Annotated in this window: 21 protein-coding genes and 1 tRNA gene; 6 read left to right on the top strand and 16 right to left on the bottom strand. The window is 66.3% G+C overall.

Annotated features, from left to right (window positions below):
* Nucleotides 1-88: 88 nt before the first annotated feature.
* On the bottom strand, nt 89-760 hold the full coding sequence (locus NMD1_RS16115; protein WP_125955536.1) for a lysoplasmalogenase family protein: 672 nt from the start codon (nt 758-760) through the stop codon (nt 89-91).
* 72 nt (nt 761-832) lie between these two features.
* Between NMD1_RS16115 and trmFO the strand changes: the two genes are divergently transcribed.
* A complete protein-coding gene (gene trmFO / locus NMD1_RS16110; RefSeq protein ID WP_125955534.1) occupies nt 833-2191 on the top strand; it encodes a methylenetetrahydrofolate--tRNA-(uracil(54)-C(5))-methyltransferase (FADH(2)-oxidizing) TrmFO in 1359 nt (452 codons plus the stop codon).
* A 39-nt stretch (nt 2192-2230) separates the two neighbouring features.
* Here trmFO and NMD1_RS16105 read toward each other — a convergent pair whose 3' ends face one another.
* The 7 genes from NMD1_RS16105 to NMD1_RS16075 all read right to left on the bottom strand — a co-directional run bounded on the left by NMD1_RS16105 (nt 2231) and on the right by NMD1_RS16075 (nt 9036).
* Nucleotides 2231-4198 (bottom strand): S9 family peptidase, encoded by a 1968-nt coding sequence (locus NMD1_RS16105; RefSeq protein ID WP_233497724.1) that lies wholly within the window; start codon nt 4196-4198, stop codon nt 2231-2233.
* Nucleotides 4199-4275: 77 nt separating this feature from the next.
* Nucleotides 4276-4743 carry a hypothetical protein gene (locus tag NMD1_RS16100; RefSeq protein ID WP_125955532.1) on the bottom strand — a complete coding sequence of 156 codons (468 nt, stop codon included), beginning with the start codon at nt 4741-4743 and terminating at the stop codon, nt 4276-4278.
* Nucleotides 4744-4950: 207 nt separating this feature from the next.
* Nucleotides 4951-5520, bottom strand: a complete 570-nt coding sequence (locus tag NMD1_RS16095; RefSeq protein ID WP_125955530.1) for a hypothetical protein — start codon at nt 5518-5520, stop codon at nt 4951-4953.
* Nucleotides 5521-5598: 78 nt separating this feature from the next.
* Nucleotides 5599-6963: a pyruvate dehydrogenase complex E1 component subunit beta gene (locus NMD1_RS16090; RefSeq protein ID WP_125955528.1), complete on the bottom strand. Its 1365-nt coding sequence runs from the start codon at nt 6961-6963 to the stop codon at nt 5599-5601.
* Between the two features lies 1 nt (nt 6964).
* Entirely contained in the window at nt 6965-7975 is a 1011-nt protein-coding gene (pdhA, locus tag NMD1_RS16085; protein ID WP_223806425.1) for a pyruvate dehydrogenase (acetyl-transferring) E1 component subunit alpha, read from the bottom strand.
* A 541-nt stretch (nt 7976-8516) separates the two neighbouring features.
* A tRNA-Arg gene (locus tag NMD1_RS16080) sits at nt 8517-8593 on the bottom strand.
* Between the two features lie 41 nt (nt 8594-8634).
* Nucleotides 8635-9036, bottom strand: a complete 402-nt coding sequence (locus NMD1_RS16075) for a (deoxy)nucleoside triphosphate pyrophosphohydrolase (RefSeq protein WP_125955526.1) — start codon at nt 9034-9036, stop codon at nt 8635-8637.
* 166 nt (nt 9037-9202) lie between these two features.
* Here NMD1_RS16075 and NMD1_RS16070 point away from each other — a divergent pair, with 166 nt between their 5' ends.
* The 3 genes from NMD1_RS16070 to NMD1_RS16060 all read left to right on the top strand — a co-directional run bounded on the left by NMD1_RS16070 (nt 9203) and on the right by NMD1_RS16060 (nt 9992).
* A complete protein-coding gene (locus NMD1_RS16070; RefSeq protein ID WP_223806399.1) occupies nt 9203-9358 on the top strand; it encodes a Flp family type IVb pilin in 156 nt (51 codons plus the stop codon).
* A 94-nt stretch (nt 9359-9452) separates the two neighbouring features.
* Complete coding sequence (locus NMD1_RS16065) at nt 9453-9644, top strand: Flp family type IVb pilin (protein WP_125955522.1); 192 nt, start codon at nt 9453-9455, stop codon at nt 9642-9644.
* Between the two features lie 153 nt (nt 9645-9797).
* Nucleotides 9798-9992, top strand: coding sequence for a Flp family type IVb pilin (locus NMD1_RS16060; protein ID WP_125955520.1), 195 nt, complete (start codon nt 9798-9800; stop codon nt 9990-9992).
* Nucleotides 9993-10084: 92 nt separating this feature from the next.
* On the opposite strand, the gene NMD1_RS16055 is transcribed toward NMD1_RS16060, so the two are convergent.
* The 4 genes from NMD1_RS16055 to NMD1_RS16040 form a co-directional block, all read right to left on the bottom strand.
* Entirely contained in the window at nt 10085-11569 is a 1485-nt protein-coding gene (locus tag NMD1_RS16055; protein WP_125955518.1) for a M48 family metalloprotease, read from the bottom strand.
* 117 nt (nt 11570-11686) lie between these two features.
* Nucleotides 11687-12631 carry an acetyl-CoA carboxylase carboxyltransferase subunit alpha gene (locus NMD1_RS16050; protein ID WP_124807390.1) on the bottom strand — a complete coding sequence of 315 codons (945 nt, stop codon included), beginning with the start codon at nt 12629-12631 and terminating at the stop codon, nt 11687-11689.
* A gap of 32 nt (nt 12632-12663) precedes the next feature.
* A complete protein-coding gene (locus NMD1_RS16045; protein WP_199558148.1) occupies nt 12664-13587 on the bottom strand; it encodes a tyrosine recombinase in 924 nt (307 codons plus the stop codon).
* Nucleotides 13588-13592: 5 nt separating this feature from the next.
* Nucleotides 13593-15479, bottom strand: coding sequence for a hypothetical protein (locus NMD1_RS16040; protein ID WP_233497723.1), 1887 nt, complete (start codon nt 15477-15479; stop codon nt 13593-13595).
* Nucleotides 15480-15712: 233 nt separating this feature from the next.
* Here NMD1_RS16040 and NMD1_RS16035 point away from each other — a divergent pair, with 233 nt between their 5' ends.
* Nucleotides 15713-16294, top strand: a complete 582-nt coding sequence (locus NMD1_RS16035) for a shikimate kinase (protein WP_125955516.1) — start codon at nt 15713-15715, stop codon at nt 16292-16294.
* A gap of 9 nt (nt 16295-16303) precedes the next feature.
* Nucleotides 16304-17413, top strand: a complete 1110-nt coding sequence (aroB, locus tag NMD1_RS16030) for a 3-dehydroquinate synthase (protein ID WP_125955514.1) — start codon at nt 16304-16306, stop codon at nt 17411-17413.
* Nucleotides 17414-17420: 7 nt separating this feature from the next.
* Here aroB and NMD1_RS16025 read toward each other — a convergent pair whose 3' ends face one another.
* The 4 genes from NMD1_RS16025 to NMD1_RS16010 all read right to left on the bottom strand — a co-directional run bounded on the left by NMD1_RS16025 (nt 17421) and on the right by NMD1_RS16010 (nt 20169).
* On the bottom strand, nt 17421-17867 hold the full coding sequence (locus NMD1_RS16025) for a DUF488 family protein (protein ID WP_125955512.1): 447 nt from the start codon (nt 17865-17867) through the stop codon (nt 17421-17423).
* Entirely contained in the window at nt 17867-18238 is a 372-nt protein-coding gene (locus NMD1_RS16020) for a tRNA-binding protein (RefSeq protein WP_124807395.1), read from the bottom strand. Before NMD1_RS16020 ends, NMD1_RS16025 begins: the two co-directional genes overlap by 1 nt.
* Before the next feature lie 64 nt (nt 18239-18302).
* Nucleotides 18303-19085, bottom strand: a complete 783-nt coding sequence (locus NMD1_RS16015) for an enoyl-CoA hydratase-related protein (RefSeq protein ID WP_199558147.1) — start codon at nt 19083-19085, stop codon at nt 18303-18305.
* A gap of 115 nt (nt 19086-19200) precedes the next feature.
* Entirely contained in the window at nt 19201-20169 is a 969-nt protein-coding gene (locus NMD1_RS16010) for a glucokinase (RefSeq protein ID WP_125955510.1), read from the bottom strand.
* Nucleotides 20170-20189: the final 20 nt, after the last annotated feature.

Below are 20189 nucleotides of genomic sequence, written 5' to 3'. Positions count from 1 at the left end.
CTGCCGGGGCGCGGGGCCAATGGCGGCGCGCATCCTTCGACAGGCTCAGGATGAGCGGGGCTAGATGAGCGGGGCGTGGAGAGGAGCACTACTCCGCGCTGAACTCCCCTTCGCGGCGTAGCGTGGCGATCACGCCGGTGCAGATCAGGAACTGGCCGAAGTAATAGAGCGGCCAGATCAGCAGGTGCGGCAGCGCGCTGGTGGCGAGCGGCCCCATGCGCGCGAAGATCAGCAGGTCCGAAGCCACGAACAGCAGCGCGCCCGCGCCCACCCGTCCGCGCGGAAAGGCGCTGAGCCACGCCGCCGCCGCCATCCCGCCCAGCGGCAGGGCATAGAGCCCTACCTGCATCGCCATCGCCCGATCCGTCGGCAGCAGCCAGGCCAGCACCGGCACGCCGACGACCAGCGCGATCGCGATGCCCTTGTCCAGCGGACGCACCGCCCTGCCCCGCCCGTGCCGCAGGTAGAGCGCGATGGCGACGAGGTGGCCCGTGAAGAACGCCGCCGCGCCGGCGGTGAACGCCACTTCCAGCACCATGTCGCCCAGCGCGCCCAGCGCCATGACCAGCGCGATCCGGTGCGCCCCGCGCGAAGGGTGGTGCAGCCAGGCATAGACCGCGAGCAGGCCCACGCCCGCGCCCTTCCACGCGATCTGGTACAGCCCCGGCACCGGCCCGCCGGCGATGAACCAGTAACTGATGCCGAAAACCAGGCTGGCGAGCAGCCAGGGCCGCCGCTCGGCCAATGCGCGACCTGTCATACCGTCCTTCCCGCGTGATGGCCGCGCACCTTGGGGTTGTCCGCGCCGCAAGGCAATGCCAATGCGCGGGGCATGACGCATCAGGTTCACATCATCGGCGGCGGCATGGCCGGCAGCGAGGCGGCATGGCAGCTTGCCCGGCGCGGCGTGCGCGTGCGCCTTTCGGAAATGCGCGGCGCCAATCTGCCAGGCGGCGGCGACACCACGGCGGCGCACCAGGGCACGGGGCTGGCCGAACTGGTCTGCTCCAACAGCTTCCGGTCGGACGATCACGAAAAGAACGCCGTCGGCCTGCTGCACGAGGAAATGCGCCGCTGCGACAGTCTGCTGATGGCGGCGGCGGAAAAGGCCCGCGTGCCCGCCGGCTCGGCGCTCGCCGTGGACCGCGACGTGTTTTCGGCGGCGGTAGAACAGGCGCTGGCGGCGCTGCCCAACCTGGAGATCGTGCGCGAACGGGTGGACCTGCTGCCGGCGCAGGGGCCGGTGATCGTCGCCACCGGCCCGCTTACCGCGCCGGCGCTGGCCGAAAGCATCGGCGGCGCCACCGGGGCCGACGCGCTCGCCTTCTTCGATGCCATTGCCCCCATCGTCCACCGCGACAGCATCGACATGGACGTGTGCTGGATGGCGAGCCGGTGGGACCGGGGCGAGACCAAGGACTACATCAACTGCCCGATGAACCGCGACCAATACCGCGCGTTCCGGCAGGGGCTGCTCGATGGCGACAAGACCGCGTTCAAGGAATGGGAAGCGGATACGCCCTATTTCGATGGCTGCATGCCGATCGAGGTTATGGCCGAACGGGGCGAGGACACGCTGCGTTTCGGGCCGATGAAGCCGGTGGGGCTGGACAACCCGCACAGCGCCACGCCCGAATTTCCGCGCGGGCGCTGGCCCTATGCCGTGGTGCAGCTGCGGCAGGACAACAAGCTGGGCACGCTGTGGAACATGGTGGGCTTCCAGACCAAGCTGAAGCACGCCGAACAGGTGCGGCTGTTCCGCACCATTCCCGGCCTGGAAAACGCGGAATTCGCACGGCTGGGCGGGCTGCACCGCAACACCTTCCTCAATTCGCCCACGCTGCTGGACCGGGAACTGCGCCTGAAAAGCCGCCCGCACATCCGCTTCGCCGGGCAGATCACCGGCTGCGAAGGCTATGTCGAAAGTGCTTCGGTCGGCCTGCTCGCCGGGCTGATGACCGCGCACGAACTCGCCGGCCGCCCCTGGACCCCACCCCCGCGCACCACCGCGCTGGGCGCGCTGCTCGCCCACATCACCGGCGATGCCGAAGCGGAAAGCTACCAGCCGATGAACGTGAACTTCGGCCTGTTCCCACCGGTGGACGCCAGCGTGAAGAAGAAGGAGCGCAAGGAGGCTTATACAGCGCGGGCGAAGCGGGACTTGGGAGAGTGGTTGGTGGCGGGGGTTTGAGCCCCCGCCCGGCACGCGCGGCGGCGCAATCCCTAAAGGTTAACGCACAGGATCGGCGGGATTGTGCTGCTCCATGAAGCGCATGGCCGCTTCCAGCATTTCCTGCCGAGTTGTGCTGCGCGAAAGCCAGTGATCCTCGTCCGTCAGAGTCACCAGTTCGACAGGCTTGCCGGCGCGCTGGAGCGCAACCGCCATGTCATTGCTCTGATCGTAAGGCACCACGATGTCGTCCTTGCCATGGATCAGCAGAATCGGAGCGTCCGCCCCGGTAGCGAAGTTGATAGGCGAGATCGCACGCAAATCGCGCCGCGCACCCAATTCCTGTTCAACCGCGTGCCTCATTGCCTTGTCATAGTTACTTCCCACAATGTTAGTTGACGCCAGACGGGCAACATCGCTGACGCCTGCCACAGACACCGCGCAGCGATAGATCTCATGTTGCAGAGTGACTCCGGCGAGTGCAGCGAACCCGCCGTAACTGGCGCCCATGATACAAGCACGTTTAGGATCGACGATCCCCTGTTTGGCCAGCGCGGCCAGACCGTCGGAAATGTCGCTTTGCATGATCCGCCCCCATTGGCCGTTACCAGCGTGCTGAAACGCCGCGCCATAACCGGTCGAGCCGCGGAAATTGGGCTGAAGCACGGCATAACCACGGGAGGCGAATGCCTGCGCCCACCAATCGAAGCCGGGGTAATCCCGAGCCGCTGGGCCGCCATGCGGAAGAACGACCACAGGCAGATTTTTGGGGTCGCGACCGGGCGGGAGTGTCAGCACGCCTTCGATGGCGGTGCCATCTCCAGCGTTGTATTTGAAGACCTGCACCGGGCCCACGTCAGCATGATCGATCGGATAGGAAAAGCCGATCTCTTCTGCCTTGCCGTTGGCAATATCAATCTTCCACCATGTTTGCGGATCGTCTGCCCCTTCCGTCATGACGACGAGCCGGTCAAAATTTTCACTCCAATCGATCAAATGAACTATCAGACCCGGAAATGCCTTCATTGCGGCGCTTACGATCTTTTGCTGGCGCGGATCGGAGAAGGTATAGGCTGGTGTATCTCCCTCCTGCTGATACCCGATCAACCGGCCCGTATAAGTGTCGGTGAAGTATTTGTGGACGTAAACATCGGCGAGGATTTCTTTCGATGCGCCACCACCCAGCGGCGTCTCGAACCAGCGTACTTCCCCATTTTCACGCTCATCGCTTAGAATGACGGTTTCCACCGTCGTCCCCAAGCCAACCAGACCAACATCGCCGAGCGGGTTAGCCCCTTCCTGGATTTTCGTTCCATCCGCGTTGCGGATCGTCCAGGTTCCGTTGGTGGAAATATAGTCCAGCGTCGCCGCGACTTTGCCATCCTTACCCAGGACCCATTGCCGAAAGCCGTTGTTCTCGAAGCGCGGGGCAACCATTCTGGACTGCCGGTTCTGCAGATCGACTTCGTACAGCACCGGCCCGCCGGATGTCAGGTAGCCCACCGGTGACCGAAAATCACCCTTGTAGGTCAGGCCGCCAAAGTATCCATAAAAGCGCCCATCCCTTTGCCGAATTCCGTAAAATCCGCGAACGCCGCCGGTGATTTTTTCGTCATTGGCAAAAACAGACCAGAGCTTGTCACCGTTGAGCGGCACCACCACCATCGTGAAAAGTTCGGTCATGTCGGTAGAAAAGCCGGCATCCAGCTTTGTCGTTTCCGATTTCATGATAAGGACCCGGTCCTCCCCGGCCCAATATATCCCGCGTACCTTCGCATCCCCTACAGGGATCGCCAGCAACGGTTTTTTGTTGGCGTCAAGGACCACGAGGCGCCGGACGTTTTCTGCCAGGCCCACTATCGCGAGACGTTCACCGGACGGAGACAGTGCCATCATTTCCACGCCGGGCAGTTGCCCGTAAGCCGCGAGCGGTGGAGGCGAGCCAGCATATGCGATGGCACAGGGAACGATATTCCCAAAGCTTAGAACCACTGCTGCGCAAATGCCCAGCAACCTCTGCATGGTCATCAACAATCCTCCAACGCGCCATCGCCAGTAGTCTGTATGCGGAGACAATCGCGGGTTAACCGTCAAGGGGAGAAAACTCACCGGCACGCGCAATCCTGCTTCTTTTTCATCTTCGGTTTCGTCGTCGCGAATTCCGTGCGGGTGAGGGACTGGTCGCCGTTGGCGTCGGCGGTCTTGAAGCGGTCGGCGGTCTTGACCGCCCATTCCTCGAAGCTGAGCAGGTTGTTGCCGTCCACGTCGAGCTTGCGGAAATCGCGGACGCGGGGGGCCAGCATCTCGTTGCGGGTGATGCGGCCGTCGCGGTCGCGGTCGAGCCGGTCGAAGCGCTTCTGTTCGCGGGTCTGCTCGGTCGCCTGCGGCAGTGCGGGGCCTTGCAGCCCTTCCCCGTCGGCATCGGGCAATTCGTCCGCCTCTGCGGTGGGCGTATCGAGCGCGAGCCGGGGCGCGGGCGGCGGGCCGGCATTCGTCGCGCGACCCTGCCACCAGAACAGGCCGGCGGCCACCAGCAACAAGGCGCCCAGCGCTCCCAGCACGATCCGGTTCACCGCGCGTTCCCTCCGATCCGGATCAAGCTATCGCGCGCGGGACGTGGGCGGCAGGGCGAGTTGGGACCGATTTGGTAGATACTTGCTCGCGCGGAAGCGCAGAGGGGGTTCGCCAGAGGTGGGTGGCTCATGGCAGCCGGGGATTGTGGCTCTGGAATGGGTTCGCGGCCTGCGGCCGGGATGCCTTTGCGCCTCCGCGCAAGCCCGTCAGCGGCCGGTCAGGCCGAGCCGGAGCGCCGCGCCGAAGCCGCGCAGGCCGGTGGCGGGCAGCCCCCTCGCCTGCCGGCGCGCCATGCCGGCCAGGATCGCCAGCGGGCGCATGGGGCGGGGCAGCCGGGGCATCGGCGCGGCGGGATCGGGATCGAGCCATTGCGCCACGCTCCCGCGGATCGGGCCGGGATCGCTCACGCCCGAAAGGCGCCCGAGCGCCACGAACGCCTCGATCCGGGCTTGGGCGAGTTCGGCGCCGCCATCCTCGCCAACGTGGCGCGCCTCATAGCCATCGACCAGCGCGCCCAGCGCGGGGCGCTCGGCATCCCAGACCTGCAGGCCGGCCAGCAGCGGTTCGCCCCGTGGCCACAGCGCGGCCTCCTGCGCCATGCGATCGCGCCACCACGCGAGCCGTAGCTGGATCATCAGCGCATCGCGCCCCGGCTTCGCGGTATCGGCCAGGCGCTGTTCGAACGCGAACAGGCCGATCCACGCCGCCCGCGCCGCCGCCGGGGCATAGGCCACGGCGAACCGTTCCAGCGGGGCAAGCTGGTCAGCCAGGTCCATGATCGGCTGATCCATCGGAAATCAGGGTCTTCGCCGGGGGCGGGCGCTGCCGTGCGGAAACGGCAGCGCCCCTCGCCCTCAGCGATAGCAGACCTTTTTCACCGCCTTGACGATCTTGTTGGCGTCGATCAGCGCCGCCTTTTCCAGGTTGGCGGCATAGGGCAGCGGCACGTCCTCGTTGGCGACGCGCAGGACCGGGGCATCGAGATTGTCGAAGCCTTCCTCCATGCAGATCGCGATGATTTCCGACGCGATCGAGCAGACCGGGAAGCCTTCCTCGGCCACGACGAGGCGGTTGGTCTTGGCGAGCGAGGCCAGCACCGTTTCCTTGTCGAGCGGGCGCAGCGTGCGCAGGTCCACCACTTCGGCGTCGATGCCCTCGTCGGCGAGCTTGGCCGCCGCTTCGAGCGCATAGCCCACACCGATGGAATAGGACACGATCGTCACGTCGCTGCCTTCGCGCACCACGCGGGCCTTGCCGATCGGCAGGACGAAATCGTCCAGCTGCGGCACATCGAACGTGCGGCCATAGACCAGCTCGTTTTCGAGGAACACCACCGGGTCCTCGCTGCGGATCGCGGCTTTCATCAGGCCCTTGGCGTCGGCCGCGTCATAGGGCGCGATCACGACAAGGCCGGGGACGGCGGCGTACCACGGCCCGTAGTTCTGCGAATGCTGCGCGCCGACGCGGCTCGCCGCGCCGTTGGGGCCGCGGAACACGATCGGGCAGCGCATCTGGCCGCCGGACATGTAGTTCGTCTTGGCGGCGGAATTGATGATGTGGTCGATCGCCTGCATGGCGAAGTTGAACGTCATGAATTCCACGATCGGGCGCAGGCCGCCCATCGCCGCGCCGGTGCCGATGCCGGCAAAGCCGTATTCGGTGATCGGCGTGTCGATCACGCGCTGGGGGCCAAATTCGTCGAGCAACCCCTGGGTGACCTTGTAGGCGCCCTGGTATTCGGCCACTTCCTCGCCCATCACGAACACGCGGCTGTCGGCGCGCATTTCCTCGGCCATGGCATCGCGCAGCGCTTCGCGGACGGTGGTGGGAACCATCGCGGTGCCGGCGGGCACTTCGGGATCGGCGGCGGGCTTGGCCGCAACCGGCGCGGCAGCTGGCGCAGGTGCGGGGGTCGGGGCCGGCGTTGCGGCTGGAGCCGGAGCGGGCGCGGCGGCGGGTGCCGGCGCGGCATCCTCGCCCTCGCCCTGCAGCAGCGCGATCACGGTGCCGACCTTCACGCCCTCGGTCCCTTCGGGAACGACGATCTGGCCGACGGTGCCTTCGTCCACGGCTTCGAATTCCATCGTCGCCTTGTCGGTCTCGATCTCGGCGAGGATATCGCCGGACTTCACTTCATCGCCTTCCTTGACCAGCCACTTGGCCAGCGTGCCCTCTTCCATCGTCGGCGAGAGCGCGGGCATCTTCAGTTCGATCGCCATGTCAGTACTGCTCCACCACCACGTCGGTATACAGTTCGGCCAATGCCGGCTCGGGCGAGCTTTCGGCGAAATCGGCTGCTTCTGCCACAACCTGGCGGATTTTCTTGTCGATGTCCTTGATCCGGTCCTCGGCCACGCCGCGCTGCAGCAGCTCGGTCTTCGCGGCCTCGATCGGATCGTGCTTTTCGCGCATTTCCTGCACTTCCTCGCGGCTGCGGTACTTGGCCGGGTCCGACATCGAGTGCCCGCGATAGCGATAGGTCTTGAGTTCGAGCAGCACCGGCCCGTTGCCGCCCCGTACGAATTCCAGCGCCACTTCGGCCGCCTGGCGCACTTCCAGCACATCCATGCCGTTCACGTCGATGCCGGGGATGCGGAAGGCAGTGCCGCGACGGTAGAAATGCGTCTCGGCCGAACCGCGCTTGACCGCCGTGCCCATGGCGTAGCCGTTGTTTTCCACCACGAACACGATCGGCAGCTTCCACAGCGCGGCCATGTTGAAGGTTTCATAGACCTGGCCCTGGTTGGCCGCGCCATCGCCGAAGTAGGCCATGCACACGCCGCCGTCGTTGCGGTACTTGTGCGCGAAGGCCAGCCCCGCACCCAGCGGCACCTGCGCGCCGACGATGCCATGGCCGCCGTAGAACTTGTGGTCGGTGCTGAACATGTGCATCGACCCGCCCTTGCCGCGCGAGATGCCCGCGCCGCGCCCGGTCAGTTCGGCCATGATCACCTTGGGATCGATGCCATAGGCCAGCATGTGCCCGTGATCGCGATAGCCGGTGATGACGCTGTCATGCCCTTCGCTGAGCGCCGACTGGAGCCCGACCGCGACCGCTTCCTGCCCGATGTAGAGGTGGCAGAACCCGCCGATCAGGCCGAGGCCATAGAGCTGGCCCGCCTTTTCCTCGAACCGGCGGATCAGCACCATCTGTTCGTAGAAGTGCAGCAGTTCGTCGTCGCTCGCCTCGAACCGGCGGTTGTTGGCGTGGGCCTGCTGCAGGCTGCGCAGCGCGAACGTGGCCTCGTCGAGCGGTTCATCCGCCGCCGAAGCGATCACCGGCTCCGCGGCGGCGGGCGGCGTGGCCTTGGCGGCGCGGCGGCGCGTTGCTGCGGGTTTGGTGACGGGAGCGGCAGGTTTGGCGGCGCGGGGCCTGGCGGACTTGGCCAAGTCGATGATCCTTTTTCTGGCAGCCTCGGCTTCGATCGTGCGAAGCTTGGCTTGCGTATGAGCCAGTTGCGAGGATTCCGCAACGTCCAACCGGCCTGCTCCCGTTCCCGGATAGCTATTCACACCGATCTGGTTATTATCGTAGGAAAGACAATTCAATTTGGCGTTTCAAGGGAGTGGAGACGCGCTGGACGCATGACGGCGCGCCCGCAACATCCGAATCAACCGTCACAGGGCTGCGGATGCAGATGGGTACGTCATGCGCCCGGAAGGGAGGCATGGCGGGAGAGGCAGCGGGAGGACGGAATTGCGAACCGCCAAAACGTTTCAGGCCGACCAGGATAACCTGGCCGGCCTGAACATTTCCGCCCTTTCGGGGGAATGGCGCGCCCGGAACGATTCGAACGTCCGACCCTCAGATTCGTAGTCTGATGCTCTATCCAGCTGAGCTACGGGCGCCGGGAGACGCGCCTTTAGGAGAGCGATTCCGGGTTGGCAAGTCACTTCAGCAACGCAAGCACCGCTTTTGCCAGCGGAACATCCAGGGGCGGCATCGGAAACGTCGATATTTCCGGTCTTCCCGCCCATTTCAGCATCGCATTTTTTTCACAGACCGGTTCCCCTTTCCACAGACGGCAGACGTATAGCAGCAGCAGAATCGGCGGCGTGCCACTCGAATCATCTGCGTGGGCGAACGACAGCGGCGTGATATCAGCCGCCGACAGGGTCACACCCAGTTCCTCGTCGATTTCGCGGATCAGCGCCTGGACTGGCCCTTCGCCGGCTTCGACTTTGCCGCCGGGGAACTCCCACAGGCCGCCATGCTGTTTTCCTTCCGGACGACGCTGGAGCAGGACCCTGCCCAACCCGTCGATCATGGCTGCCGCAACAACAATTCGCATCGATCCACTCCGGATTAAAAATACTGGCGGATCGCAAAGGACGCGACAACCGGCTCCGCTGAAAGGCCCGAAACTTTTCGTAAATCAAATTTTAGGAACAATCCCGTAACCTTTCGCCACCGTGACGCGGGGGCCAAGTAATATGTTGGAATTGTGGCATAAAATTATGCGCGATGAAAGCGCCGCCACGGCTGTTGAATACGGCTTGCTGGTGGGATTCATCGCGCTTGCCATTATTGGGGGCATGAACAACTTCACCAACCAGATGGTTGCCCTGTGGCATTCAGTCGAGAACGCATCGACCAACGCCTCATCCAATTAACGTCGTTTTAGGAAATGCCGCCTAATTCAGCCCTACCTGCTCCAGGGACAACAGGAGCGGGTCGGGAACAAGAAGACGCTTAAGGAGACCTGACATGAAGCTTTTCCGTGATCTGCTCGCGAACGAAGACGGCGCGACCGCTATCGAATACGGCCTGATCGCCGCGCTCATCGCCGTCGCCGCCATCACCGCGATGGGTTCGCTCGGCAACTCGCTGACCAACACCTTCAACACGGTGTCGGGCAAGATGAACAACGCCAACACGGCCGCTGCGAACAAGAACTAATCGCAGACGTGACCGGTCGCGGTCCTGGACCGCGATCCAAGCCAAAGAGGCGGTCGGCGCAATCGCCGGCCGCCTTTTTCGCTACAGCCCCTCGCCCGGCGTCCGTCACCGCCGGAAGGCTGCACCGCAAGGCATCCGAAAAGGGGACCGACCGTGAAGCTCTTCCACACGCTGCCGCGCGACGAAGAAGGTGCAACTACGATCGAATACGGCCGGATCGCGGCGCTCATCGCCGTCGGCGCCATCACCGCGATGGGTTCGCTTGGCAATTCGCTGACCAACACCTTCAACACGGTGTCGGGCAAGATGAACAACGCAAACACCAAGGCCGCGGCCAAGACGATTTGATCGTCCGTCGCCTTGCCTCACACGAACGAAACCGGCCGGCTTCACGCCGGCCATTTCTGTTTGCGGGCCCTGAGGTGGCTTAGCGCCCGCTATCAATAGACGATCAGCTTGACCTTCTGGCCTGGCACCAGCCTGCTGGAGGCGGTGAGCGCGTTGAGCACGAGGAAGCGGTCCACCGGCCTGTCGGTATAGGCCATGCGCGCGCCCAGCGACTGCACGGTATCGCCGCTCTTCACCGTCACCACATCAAGCTTGCGCGCCTTGACCGCGCTTGCTTCCGTCGCGTTGATGCGACGGATCGAGCGGAACATGGAATCGAACTGCCCCGCCTGCCCGGCCTGGCTGATCGTGGCGAAGTGGAAGGCCTGTCCCTGCCCCCAGTCATAGGCATAGACCACCACGTCCACCGTCGAACCGTTGCTGGTGGTCCTGGCCGTGCCATAGGCGGCGGGTATGCCGTTGATCGTGGTCGTCTGCAGCGTATCGGGCGCGAATTGCCCCTGCGACGAAAGCCCGGCGAACACCGAACGCACATAGGCAGAAAGATCGCCGCTGTACTTGCCCGATGCGAACTCGCCCTTGCCCGACTGGCCGGAAATCGCAACCGATGTGGCGCCGTTGACCAGCGAGAATCCCGCCGGCGCCTGGAAGGCTAGCCGCAACTGCGGGTGCGTGAACGTGCGCCCGTCGACAATACCCTGATTGGGATCGTCGCCATAGGTCAGGCCGCGCACGCGCGTGAGAAACGTGTCGCGGTTGGTCATCCCCGTGGCGGTAGTGCCGGCGCGCAGCAACGCGGCGCGCACGCGCGAGGCGGGGTCCGGGTGCGTGCTGGCCCATTCCGGCACCGAATTGCCCTGCCCCGCGATCTGGCTGTCCAGCGCGGTCTGGTTGGCCAGGCTTTGCAACACCGTGGACATTGCGCGGGGGTCGTAGCCGGCGCGGCCCAGATACGTGATGCCAAGATTGTCCGCTTCGGTTTCCTGCGATCGCGAATACTTGAGCGTCAGCAGTTGGCTACCGGTGGAGAACAGGCGCTGGCCGATCTGGCCGGCTGCCGAATTGCCGAGCACGGCGGTGGAAAGCACCGAACCGAGCACGCCAAGGATGGTGTTGCGCGTGGCGGCGCTTTCCCGCTTTGCGGCGTGGCGCGCGGCGACATGGCCGACTTCGTGCCCCAGCACGCCGGCCAGCTCCGCCTCGTTGTTCATCAGCGCCACGAGTTGCCGGGTGACGTAGATATAGCCTCCCGGAATAGCGAAGGCGTTGTTCACCGGTGAATTGAGCAGCGTGACGGTGAAATCGCCCCGCGCGTTGCTGAGGCCCGACTGAACGGCGATGGTCTTGCCCACGGATTCGACGTAAGTCGCCTGCGGTCCGGTCAGGCCACCGCCGTATTCCTGGAGGAGCTGGGGGTGCGCTTCAGCGCCCTGCTTCTTGTCGGACGCGCTGATCGCCTGGACGGCATTGGCCTGAGCGCGCACGGGAGCGCCCGGCAGCATGGCAAACCCGGCCACGCCCGCCGCAAGAACCGACAGTCCGGCAACAGCAAGATGCAGGCGGTTTCGGCTTTTCATGGCATCTCCCTCGAACAATCACGATCGCAACGGCTGCGGCAAATGCCGCGACGCTTTGTCGCAAACCGAAATCTTCTGTGCCAAATCCGGTTCCCGCGCGCCAGCGCGACGAAAGGATCAGGCACCAATTCGGAGGAAACGATCCGCCCGCATCGTGCGCAGAGCATCGGGCGACTTGCCTGCCAGTCCGTCCAGTTCCTGCGCGATCGCCTGCGACAGAGCCGCCGCCGTTGCTGCGGGATCGCGATGGGCGCCGCCCACCGGTTCGGGCACGATCCGGTCGATCACGCCCAGCGCGAGCAGATCCTGCGCCGTAACTTTCATCGCCTCGGCCGCTTCGGGCGCCTTTTCCGCCGTGCGCCACAGGATCGAGGCGCAACCTTCGGGCGAGATCACCGAATAGACCGCATGTTCCAGCATCAGCACGCGCTCGGCGCTCGCCAGCGCCACCGCGCCGCCCGAACCGCCCTCGCCCACGATCGTCGCCACCATCGGCACGCCGAGCGCCAGGCAGGCCTCGGTCGAACGGGCGATGGCCTCGGCCTGTCCGCGCTCCTCCGCCTCCACGCCCGGGAACGCACCCGAAGTATCGACCAGCGTCACCACCGGCAGGCCGAAGCGGCTCGCCAGTTCCATCAGGCGCACCGCCTTGCGGTAGCCTTCGGGCTTGCCCATGCCGAAGTTGTGGCGGATGCGGCTTTGCGTATCGTTGCCCTTCTCGTGGCCGATCAGCATGACCCGGCGATCGCCCAGCCGCGCGAACCCGCCGATGATCGCCTGATCCTCGCCATAGAGCCGATCGCCGCCCAGCGGCATGAAGCCTTCGAACATCCGTTCGACATAGTCGCGGAAATGCGGGCGGGCGGGATGGCGGGCCACCTGGGTCTTCTGCCAGGGCGTCAGCGCCTTGTAGGTGCTGGCCAGCAGTTCGGCTGACTTGTTTTCCAGCCGGCGGATTTCGGACGCGATGTCCAGTTCGCCGCTCTGCGCGGTCTCCCGAAGCTCGGCGATGCGCGCTTCCAGCGCGGCGACCGGCTTCTCGAATTCGAGATACGAAATCATGGCAGACGCGCTAGGGCGGTGCGCGCCCGTGGTCAACTGCGTCCTGCGGCGCGTCCTGTGGACGCGGCCAGCGGATGCCGTTCGTTGACCAGCGCGACAAGCCGCGAGGCATCGACGTGGGTGTATATCTGGGTGGTCGCGATATCGGCATGGCCCAGCAGGGTCTGCAGCACGCGCAGGTCCGCCCCGCCTTCCAGCAAATGCGTGGCGAAGGCATGGCGCAGCACGTGTGGGCTGACCTTTTCGGGATCGATTCCGGCGCGCGCGGCCAGATCGCGCAGCAACTGGAACAGGCGCACGCGCGTCAGGTGCCCGCCGCGCGGCGAAGGAAACACGAAGCGGCCGCCCGCCGGGCGCAGACGCAGCCATTCCGCCAGCGCCCGGATCGCGCGAGCGCCCACGGGCACGAACCGTTGCTGCCCGCCCTTGCCGGTGATTGCCAGGAACGGCGCATCGCGCGGCACGGCGACGAGCGGCAGCGAGACCAGTTCCGTCGCGCGCAGGCCGGACCCATAGAGCAATTCAAGCAGGGCAAGCATGCGCACGCCATCGTGCGTGCCGGCGCCCGCTTCCTCCTCCGCCGTGGCGAACAGCCGGGCGATCTCCCCGTGATCGAGCAGGCGTGGCAGCGGACGGCGCGCGCGTGGGCGCGGCATGGCGATGGAGGGATCGTCGGTGCGCAGGCCCTCGTCGATCAGGAAGCCGTAGAACTGGCGCAGCGCCGAAGCCTTGCGCGCGATGCTCGAGGGGGAAAGCTCGGCCCAGTGCCCGGCAAGGCTGGCGATGGCTTCCCGGTCCGCGCCAGCCAGATCGCCGACGATGGCCTGCGCACCGGTCAGATCGCGGCGATAAGCCTCGATGGTGTTGGCGGCCGCGCCGCGTTCCGCCGCAAGCATGGAGAGAAACGCGCCGATCAGGCCGCCGGGCATCGCGGCGGAAAGGGCGGCGCCGGCCATCCGGATCAGACCCGCGCCACTGCCTCTGCCGCGATCATCCGGGCCTCACCGTCCAGGCCGACCCGGCGCAGCGCGGAAACGATATGGAACAGGTGAACCGCCGTCATCCGGTCCCACGAGGCGCCCTGCATCCCGAAACCGGCAAGCAGCGCGACGAGCGCGGGATTGTTCGATTCCGCCGCCGCGTCGATCGCACGCGTCCATCGGGTCTGCCGGTTCATGTCCACCGAGAGCTTGCCCGCGAGCGTGGTGGCGGCCGAGGAATCGATGCGGCCCAGCCCCATCAGCCCGGCAAGCAGAAAGCGCGAGCGCATCTGATCGGTGCTGTCATCGTTGGACTGGAAGGTATCGAGCGTTCCCGCGTCCACTGCCGACAGCTTGTTCGGCGCGGCCAGCGCCAGCAATCCCCAGGCTTCGCTACCAGCCTTGACATAGGGCGCCCAGCGCACCGCGTTCTGATCGAGGCCCGCGGTCAGCATCGAGGCGATCAAGCCGCTGGCGCTATCGGCCATGCCATCGCCCGGCACCACCCGCGCGGCGGCATAGGCCGTCAGCACAAGCCGGGAATAGGCGCGATCAGGATCGCTGCCATCGCCCCACAGTTCCTTGATCGCGCCCAGTCGATCATCCGCATCGGGCGCGACGTAGGCGGTACGCAGCTTGTCGGCGAGCGGCCCCCAGGCCTTGTCCGGATCTTCCTGCGCGGCGATCTCGCCATAGAGATCGACCATCGCCGCGCTCGACAGGATGCCTCGCCCGGCGCCCACGTCGGCTGCGGTCGCGCGCGCGGCAAGGGAAAGCATGGGTGCGCGAACGGCATAGAACTGATAGGCCGCCCCCGCCTTGGCGCGCAAGTCTTGGGGGGGTTCAAGCCCGGTGGCAAGTGAGATGCCCGTGCGCCACGGCGTGAGCGTGGTGACGTCCTTCCACTCGATCGTGACGGCACGGCGCGTGTTCGATGCCGCGCCCGCGAACTTCTGCGCCAGCAGGATATCGATCTTCTCGCCGTCGCCCCGCCGCATCGCGCGATCGAGTTGCGCCATCGCCGGCGGACCATCGCCGGTGAAGGCCGAACAGATCGCGCGGGCGAGATCCCAGTCCCAGCCCTGGCGCCCAGCCGCCGTCAGCCCGGTGATGGGGCACAGGCCCACCGGATCGGCGGTGCCAAGGTAGCTGCCCATCGCGGCATCCTCCAGCCCGGGGGTATAGAAACCGCTATCGATTTCCTGCACCATGGCGCGCGCGGCATCGGCCTCGCCCATGCGCAGCAGCGCTTGCGCGCGCAGGGCTGCCCAGTCCGCGCCGTTCATACCGACCGGTGTATCCAGCCGGCTTGCCAGCGCGCGGCGCACCAGGATGTGCCCCCAGCGCGAAACGAAATCGCCGCTCATCCGGCCGATCACGCCTTCGACGAACGCGCCGTTGAGGAAATGGGTGGACGTGGCGGGAAAACCGCCGTCCTGTTCGTCGATCACGCCCACCCGCGACAAGCTGCGCTGGCTGGAGACCGGCGTATCGAACTTCGGCGTGGCGCTGGCGATCAGCTGGTCCAGCAACGCAGGGTCGATCGCATCGAGCAGCCCGTCGTCGACTGGCGCCGATGCCACCGCCGGCGCGCCGGGAACGGGTTGGACCACCGGCACCGATGTGGAGGCGGCCGATCCAGGCGCCGTCGCCGGTTGAGCGGGAGTTGAAGTGGCTGGGCGCGAGGCGTTGGGCTTGGGCGATGCCGCCGGGGCGGGCGCGCTATCGAAACCGGGAGGTAGCAATGATTCCTGCGCGGCAACCATGCCCGAGATGCCGGTCAGCGCGGCGCAGCCCAGCAAGGCAAGGCGCCAGCGATGCATGAACGCACGCCCGTTCTTCGATCTTGTCGGGGTATCGTGGCTCACGGTGCTGTCCCCGGGGCGTTTACCGGCTCTTCGATCCATTGTGTCGGCTCCGCTCCGCCCCTGATCCATGCTACCACCAATAATGCCGCCGTTATCGCAACAAGCGCGACAACGCCGCCAGCGACCAATACCTTGTTCACGCGACCTCACCTGCCGCTGCCTGACGCGCGTCATCCCGCGGAAACCGCGCGACGCTTGCGCTGCGCAGTAGCGCAACTATAGGCGGCCCGGCAATGGACCAAGACGCCGCCTCGCTCAACAGTACCGATCTGGCGCGGATCACCCGCCGGATCGACCGGCCGATCGTGCTGGTCGGCATGATGGGCGTTGGCAAGACCACCGTAGGCCGAAAGCTGGCGGCGATGCTTCACCAGCCGTTCGTGGATGCGGACGAGGAAATCGAACGGGCGGCCCAGATGTCGATCCCGGAAATCTTCACGACTTATGGCGAGCCTTACTTCCGCAGCGGCGAACGACGGGTGATCGCCCGTCTCGTCGGCGAGGGCGCGACCACCGACCGCAAGATCCTGGCGACCGGCGGTGGCGCCTTCTGCGATACGGAAACGCGCCAGCTGATCCTCGACCGCGCCATTGCGGTCTGGCTGGACAGCGACGTCGATACGCTGGTGGAACGCGTTGGCCGCAAGGATAATCGCCCGCTGCTACGCGGCGGCAACCCTCGTGAAATCCTTGCCAATCTGCGCGAAGAGCGCCGGCCCGCCTATGCCCAGGCGCCGATACACGTTACCAGCGGCAACCAGCCGCATCAGGTGACTGCCGTGCGCATCCTGCGGGCGATCGACAACTGGTTGTAGGAAAACAGCATGGCCACCATCCCCGTCGCCATCGCCGGCGCGCCATACGATGTCCGGATCGAAGCCGGATTGCTGGCGAAAGCCGGCACGCATTGCCGCCCCTTCCTGCGCAAGGATACCGTGGCCATCGTCACCGACGAACACGTCGCCGCGCGCTGGCGCGAGACGGTGGCGGCTTCGTTCGCGGCCGAGGGGATCGAAAGCCGCTGGCTGGTGCTGCCAGCGGGCGAGTCTACCAAGAGCTGGGAACAGCTGGCCCGCGTGATCGACTGGCTGCTGGCGCAGGAAGTCGAGCGTAAGGACAATATCGTGGCGCTGGGCGGCGGCGTGATCGGTGACCTGACCGGGTTTGCCGCCGCGATCGTGAAGCGCGGCTGCGGCTTCATCCAGATCCCGACGACGCTGCTGGCACAGGTCGATTCCAGCGTGGGCGGCAAGACCGCGATCAACACGCCCGCCGGCAAGAACCTGGTCGGCGCGTTCCACCAGCCGGTGCTGGTGCTGGCCGATCCGCTCTCGCTCGATACTCTGCCCGCGCGCGACGTGCGGGCGGGCTATGCCGAGGTCGTGAAGTATGGCCTGATCGATGACGCGCCGTTCTTCGAATGGTGCGAGGCCAACGGCCACCACCTGCTCGCGGGCGAGGCGGACGCGCGCGAATATGCCATCGCGCGCAGCGTGGCCGCCAAGGCGCGGATCGTGGCTGCGGACGAGAAGGAAACTACCGGTGTCCGCGCGCTGCTCAACCTGGGGCACACGTTCGGGCATGCGCTGGAAGCCGAAACCGGCTTTTCCGACCGCCTGCTCCACGGCGAAGGCGTGGCGCTGGGCATGGCGCTGGCGGCGCGCTTTTCCGCGCGGCAGGGGCTGATGAACGGGCAGGACGCAGAACGCGTGGCGGCGCACATCGGCGCGGTGGGCCTGCCCGCCTCGCTCGCCGCGCTGAACCTCTCTTGCGACGGACGGCGGTTGGCCGATCACATGCTCCACGACAAAAAGATGGACGCGGGCACCCTGCCCTTCCTGTTGCTGCGCGGCATCGGCGAGACGTTCCTGGCCAAGGACGTGGACCTGGGCGACGTCGCCGCGTTCCTGGACGACGAACTGGCGCGGCGCTGAGCGGCCGTCAGCCGGCCTCGTCCGGTAGCAGATCGACCACTTCAAAATCGGGCAGCACCGCCTTGCGCAGCAGGGTGCGGTGGCATTCGCTGGCGGCGCGTTCGTAGCACAGCAGGGCCACCTTGCGCTCGCGCGCCAGCTCCGCGAGTTGTGCGCCCGCGATCACCGCTTCGGGCAGGTCGAGTTGCGCCGCGTAGATGCGTGCCAGCCCGGCATGATCGTGACGGCGCGCGGCGGCGCGGCCGTCCGCCGGGGTGCCAAGCGCCTTGAAATGGCGGTATTCGACGCCGGCCTCGCGCGCGTTGGCAGCCAGCGCGGATTTCGAGAAGCCGGGGCGACGCGAAAGCGGCAGGGCGCGCACATCGGCCAGCAGGTCCACGCCCGCGCGGTTGAGCGCGGCCATCACCCCGGCCACGGTCGCCTGTTCGTAACCGATGGTCCAGATCACCGGCATCAGAACAGCCGCGATCCGTCGGGCACGGGCCTGTCGGGCGAGAACAGCACTACGCGGCCCTGCTCGTCCGCGAAGCCCAGCGTCAGCACTTCGGACAGCATCTTGCCGATCTGGCGCGGCGGGAAATTGACCACCGCCGCCACCTGCCGCCCCAGCAGCAGTTCGCCTTCATAGAGCGCCGCGATCTGCGCGCTGCTTTTCTTGACGCCCAGCCCAGCGCCGAAATCGATCCACAGCTTGAGACTGGGCTTGCGTGCATCCGGGAAAGGTTCGACCTGGATAATCGTGCCGACGCGGATGTCGACTTTCAGGAAATCGTCAAAGGCTATGGCTTCGGCCGGCGGCGCGGCGGGATCATGATCGAGATGCATCGGCGCATTGTGGGGATCGCGGCGCCGACCGCAACCCCCCTCTGTCGTGCCCGCCGGTTTCCGATCAGCGCCCCGTGAACGCGGGCTTGCGCTTCTGGAGGAAAGCGAGGCCGCCTTCCGTCGCGTCGGCGCTGTTGCCGGCTACGCGTTGCCCCTCGGCTTCGGCCAGCAGCGTTTCGGCCAGGCTGTGTTCCAGCGCGGTCAGGATGTTGCGGCGCATCGTGGCATAGGCCAGCGTCGGCCCGGCGGCGAGCCGCGTGGCCAGCGCGGATACCTCGGCCTCGAGATCGGCGTCTTCCACCGCCTTGTGGATCAGGCCCCAGTCCAGCGCCTTATCCGCGCCGATCTTCTCGCCCAGCATCATCATCTCGGTGGCGCGGGCCTTGCCGATCAGGCGAGGGAGAATCCAGCTCGATCCGCCGTCGGGAACCAGGCCGATGTTGACGAACGCCTGGAGGAAATAGCCGCTCTTGCCCGCCACCACAAAGTCCGCCGTCAGCGCGATCGAGCAGCCCACGCCGGCCGCCGCGCCGTTGACCGCCGAGATAATCGGCAGGTTCAGCCGGGCGAGCTTCATGATCGCCGGGTTGTAGTGCCCCTGCAGCGCCAGATAGCTTCCCTCGCCCGCGCCGGTGGTGCGATCGCCGCGCGCCTGAAGGTCGGCGCCCGAACAGAACGCCCGGCCCGCACCTTTCAACACCAGTACGCGGGCATCGCCCAGATGATCGAGCGCGTCGGAAATCTCGCCGGCCATCGGCAGCGAGCAGGCATTGAGCCGTTCCGGCCGGTTCAGTGTGATCGTGGCCACGCCATCAGCGATATCGAGCAGGATCGTTTCGTAAGCCATCGTCAGACACCCCTTCCGTGCTTGGCGCACGCGGCGCGATGGCCGGTCGCCAGTCGATTTAATCGATCGGTTAAGTGCAAGGGCTATGCGAGCGGCGCGCGCTTTGCAAGCCCGTTCAGCGGGTGTGTGCCTGCGCGAAAGCGGCCGCCGCGCCGAACAGGCCGGGCTGCGGATGGGTGATAAGCCGCACCGGCATCGCGGCCATGATCCCTTCGAAACGCCCCTTGGCGCGGAAGCGTTCGGCGAAGCCGGAGGTCAGCAGCACGTCCTTGATGCGCAGGCCCAGCCCGCCTGCCATGACCAGCGCCGCCGAACCGTGCGCCAGCGCCAGATCGCCCGCCACGCTGCCCAGCGACAGGCAGAAACGATCGACCGCTGCCGCCGCCAGGCTGTCCTCGCCCGCCATGCCCAGCATCCACAGTTCCTTGTCGCTGCGCGGGGTAAACGGCTTGCCCTCGATCGCGGCCAGCGTTTCGTAGATGTCGACGATGCCGGGGCCGGCGACCACGCGTTCCGCCGACACGCGGCGGTGGCGCTTGCGCAGGCGGGCGAGGATGGCGTCCTCGATCCCGTCGAGCGGCGCGAAATCGATGTGGCCGCCCTCGGTCGGCTGCACGCGATAGACGCCGCCATGACGCCACAGTTGCGCCACGCCCAGCCCGGTGCCGGGGCCGACCACGCTGATCACCCCCTCATCGGGCAGGGGGGTATCCGGCCCGGTCAGGTGGACGAAATGTTCGGGCGCGGCCTGTGCCACCGCATGGGCCACGGCAGCGAAATCATTGACCACTACATAGTTGTCCGCGCCCAGCTTCTCGGGAATCAGCGCCGGGCGGATGATCCAAGGATTGTTGGTGAAGCGGATGATTTCTCCGCCGACCGGGCCGGCCACCGCGATCGCCGCCGCCTTCGGCAAGGGCGTGCCAAGCGTGCGGCCGAACTCCTCCCAGGCAAGCTGGAAGCTGCCGTGTTCGGCCGTCTTGAGCGTTACTGCCTCGCCCAGCGAGACGACGCGGCCCTGCTCCACTTCGGCAAGGGCAAAGCGCGCGTGCGTTCCGCCGATATCGACCGCGACCAGTTGCATCCCCATCCCCGGCTTGTGCG

This window comes from Novosphingobium sp. MD-1, assembly GCF_001014975.1.
Taxonomy (GTDB): domain Bacteria; phylum Pseudomonadota; class Alphaproteobacteria; order Sphingomonadales; family Sphingomonadaceae; genus Novosphingobium.
The sequence above is the reverse complement of the archived record's forward strand: the minus strand, read 5'-3'. Positions and strand labels throughout refer to the sequence as shown.

Bases quoted from the DNA above. Each gene is read 5' to 3' on its own strand.
- NMD1_RS16115 (WP_125955536.1), bottom strand. From the start codon at position 760: ATGACAGGTCGCGCATTGGCCGAGCGGCGGCCCTGGCTGCTCGCCAGC.
- trmFO (WP_125955534.1), top strand. From the start codon at position 833: ATGACGCATCAGGTTCACATCATCGGCGGCGGCATGGCCGGCAGCGAG.
- NMD1_RS16105 (WP_233497724.1), bottom strand. From the start codon at position 4,198: ATGACCATGCAGAGGTTGCTGGGCATTTGCGCAGCAGTGGTTCTAAGC.
- NMD1_RS16095 (WP_125955530.1), bottom strand. From the start codon at position 5,520: ATGGACCTGGCTGACCAGCTTGCCCCGCTGGAACGGTTCGCCGTGGCC.
- NMD1_RS16090 (WP_125955528.1), bottom strand. From the start codon at position 6,963: ATGGCGATCGAACTGAAGATGCCCGCGCTCTCGCCGACGATGGAAGAG.
- NMD1_RS16075 (WP_125955526.1), bottom strand. From the start codon at position 9,036: ATGCGAATTGTTGTTGCGGCAGCCATGATCGACGGGTTGGGCAGGGTC.
- NMD1_RS16070 (WP_223806399.1), top strand. From the start codon at position 9,203: ATGCGCGATGAAAGCGCCGCCACGGCTGTTGAATACGGCTTGCTGGTG.
- NMD1_RS16065 (WP_125955522.1), top strand. From the start codon at position 9,453: ATGAAGCTTTTCCGTGATCTGCTCGCGAACGAAGACGGCGCGACCGCT.
- NMD1_RS16055 (WP_125955518.1), bottom strand. From the start codon at position 11,569: ATGAAAAGCCGAAACCGCCTGCATCTTGCTGTTGCCGGACTGTCGGTT.
- NMD1_RS16050 (WP_124807390.1), bottom strand. From the start codon at position 12,631: ATGATTTCGTATCTCGAATTCGAGAAGCCGGTCGCCGCGCTGGAAGCG.
- NMD1_RS16045 (WP_199558148.1), bottom strand. From the start codon at position 13,587: ATGGCCGGCGCCGCCCTTTCCGCCGCGATGCCCGGCGGCCTGATCGGC.
- NMD1_RS16035 (WP_125955516.1), top strand. From the start codon at position 15,713: ATGGACCAAGACGCCGCCTCGCTCAACAGTACCGATCTGGCGCGGATC.
- aroB (WP_125955514.1), top strand. From the start codon at position 16,304: ATGGCCACCATCCCCGTCGCCATCGCCGGCGCGCCATACGATGTCCGG.
- NMD1_RS16025 (WP_125955512.1), bottom strand. From the start codon at position 17,867: ATGCCGGTGATCTGGACCATCGGTTACGAACAGGCGACCGTGGCCGGG.
- NMD1_RS16020 (WP_124807395.1), bottom strand. From the start codon at position 18,238: ATGCATCTCGATCATGATCCCGCCGCGCCGCCGGCCGAAGCCATAGCC.
- NMD1_RS16015 (WP_199558147.1), bottom strand. From the start codon at position 19,085: ATGGCTTACGAAACGATCCTGCTCGATATCGCTGATGGCGTGGCCACG.
- NMD1_RS16010 (WP_125955510.1), bottom strand. From the start codon at position 20,169: ATGCAACTGGTCGCGGTCGATATCGGCGGAACGCACGCGCGCTTTGCC.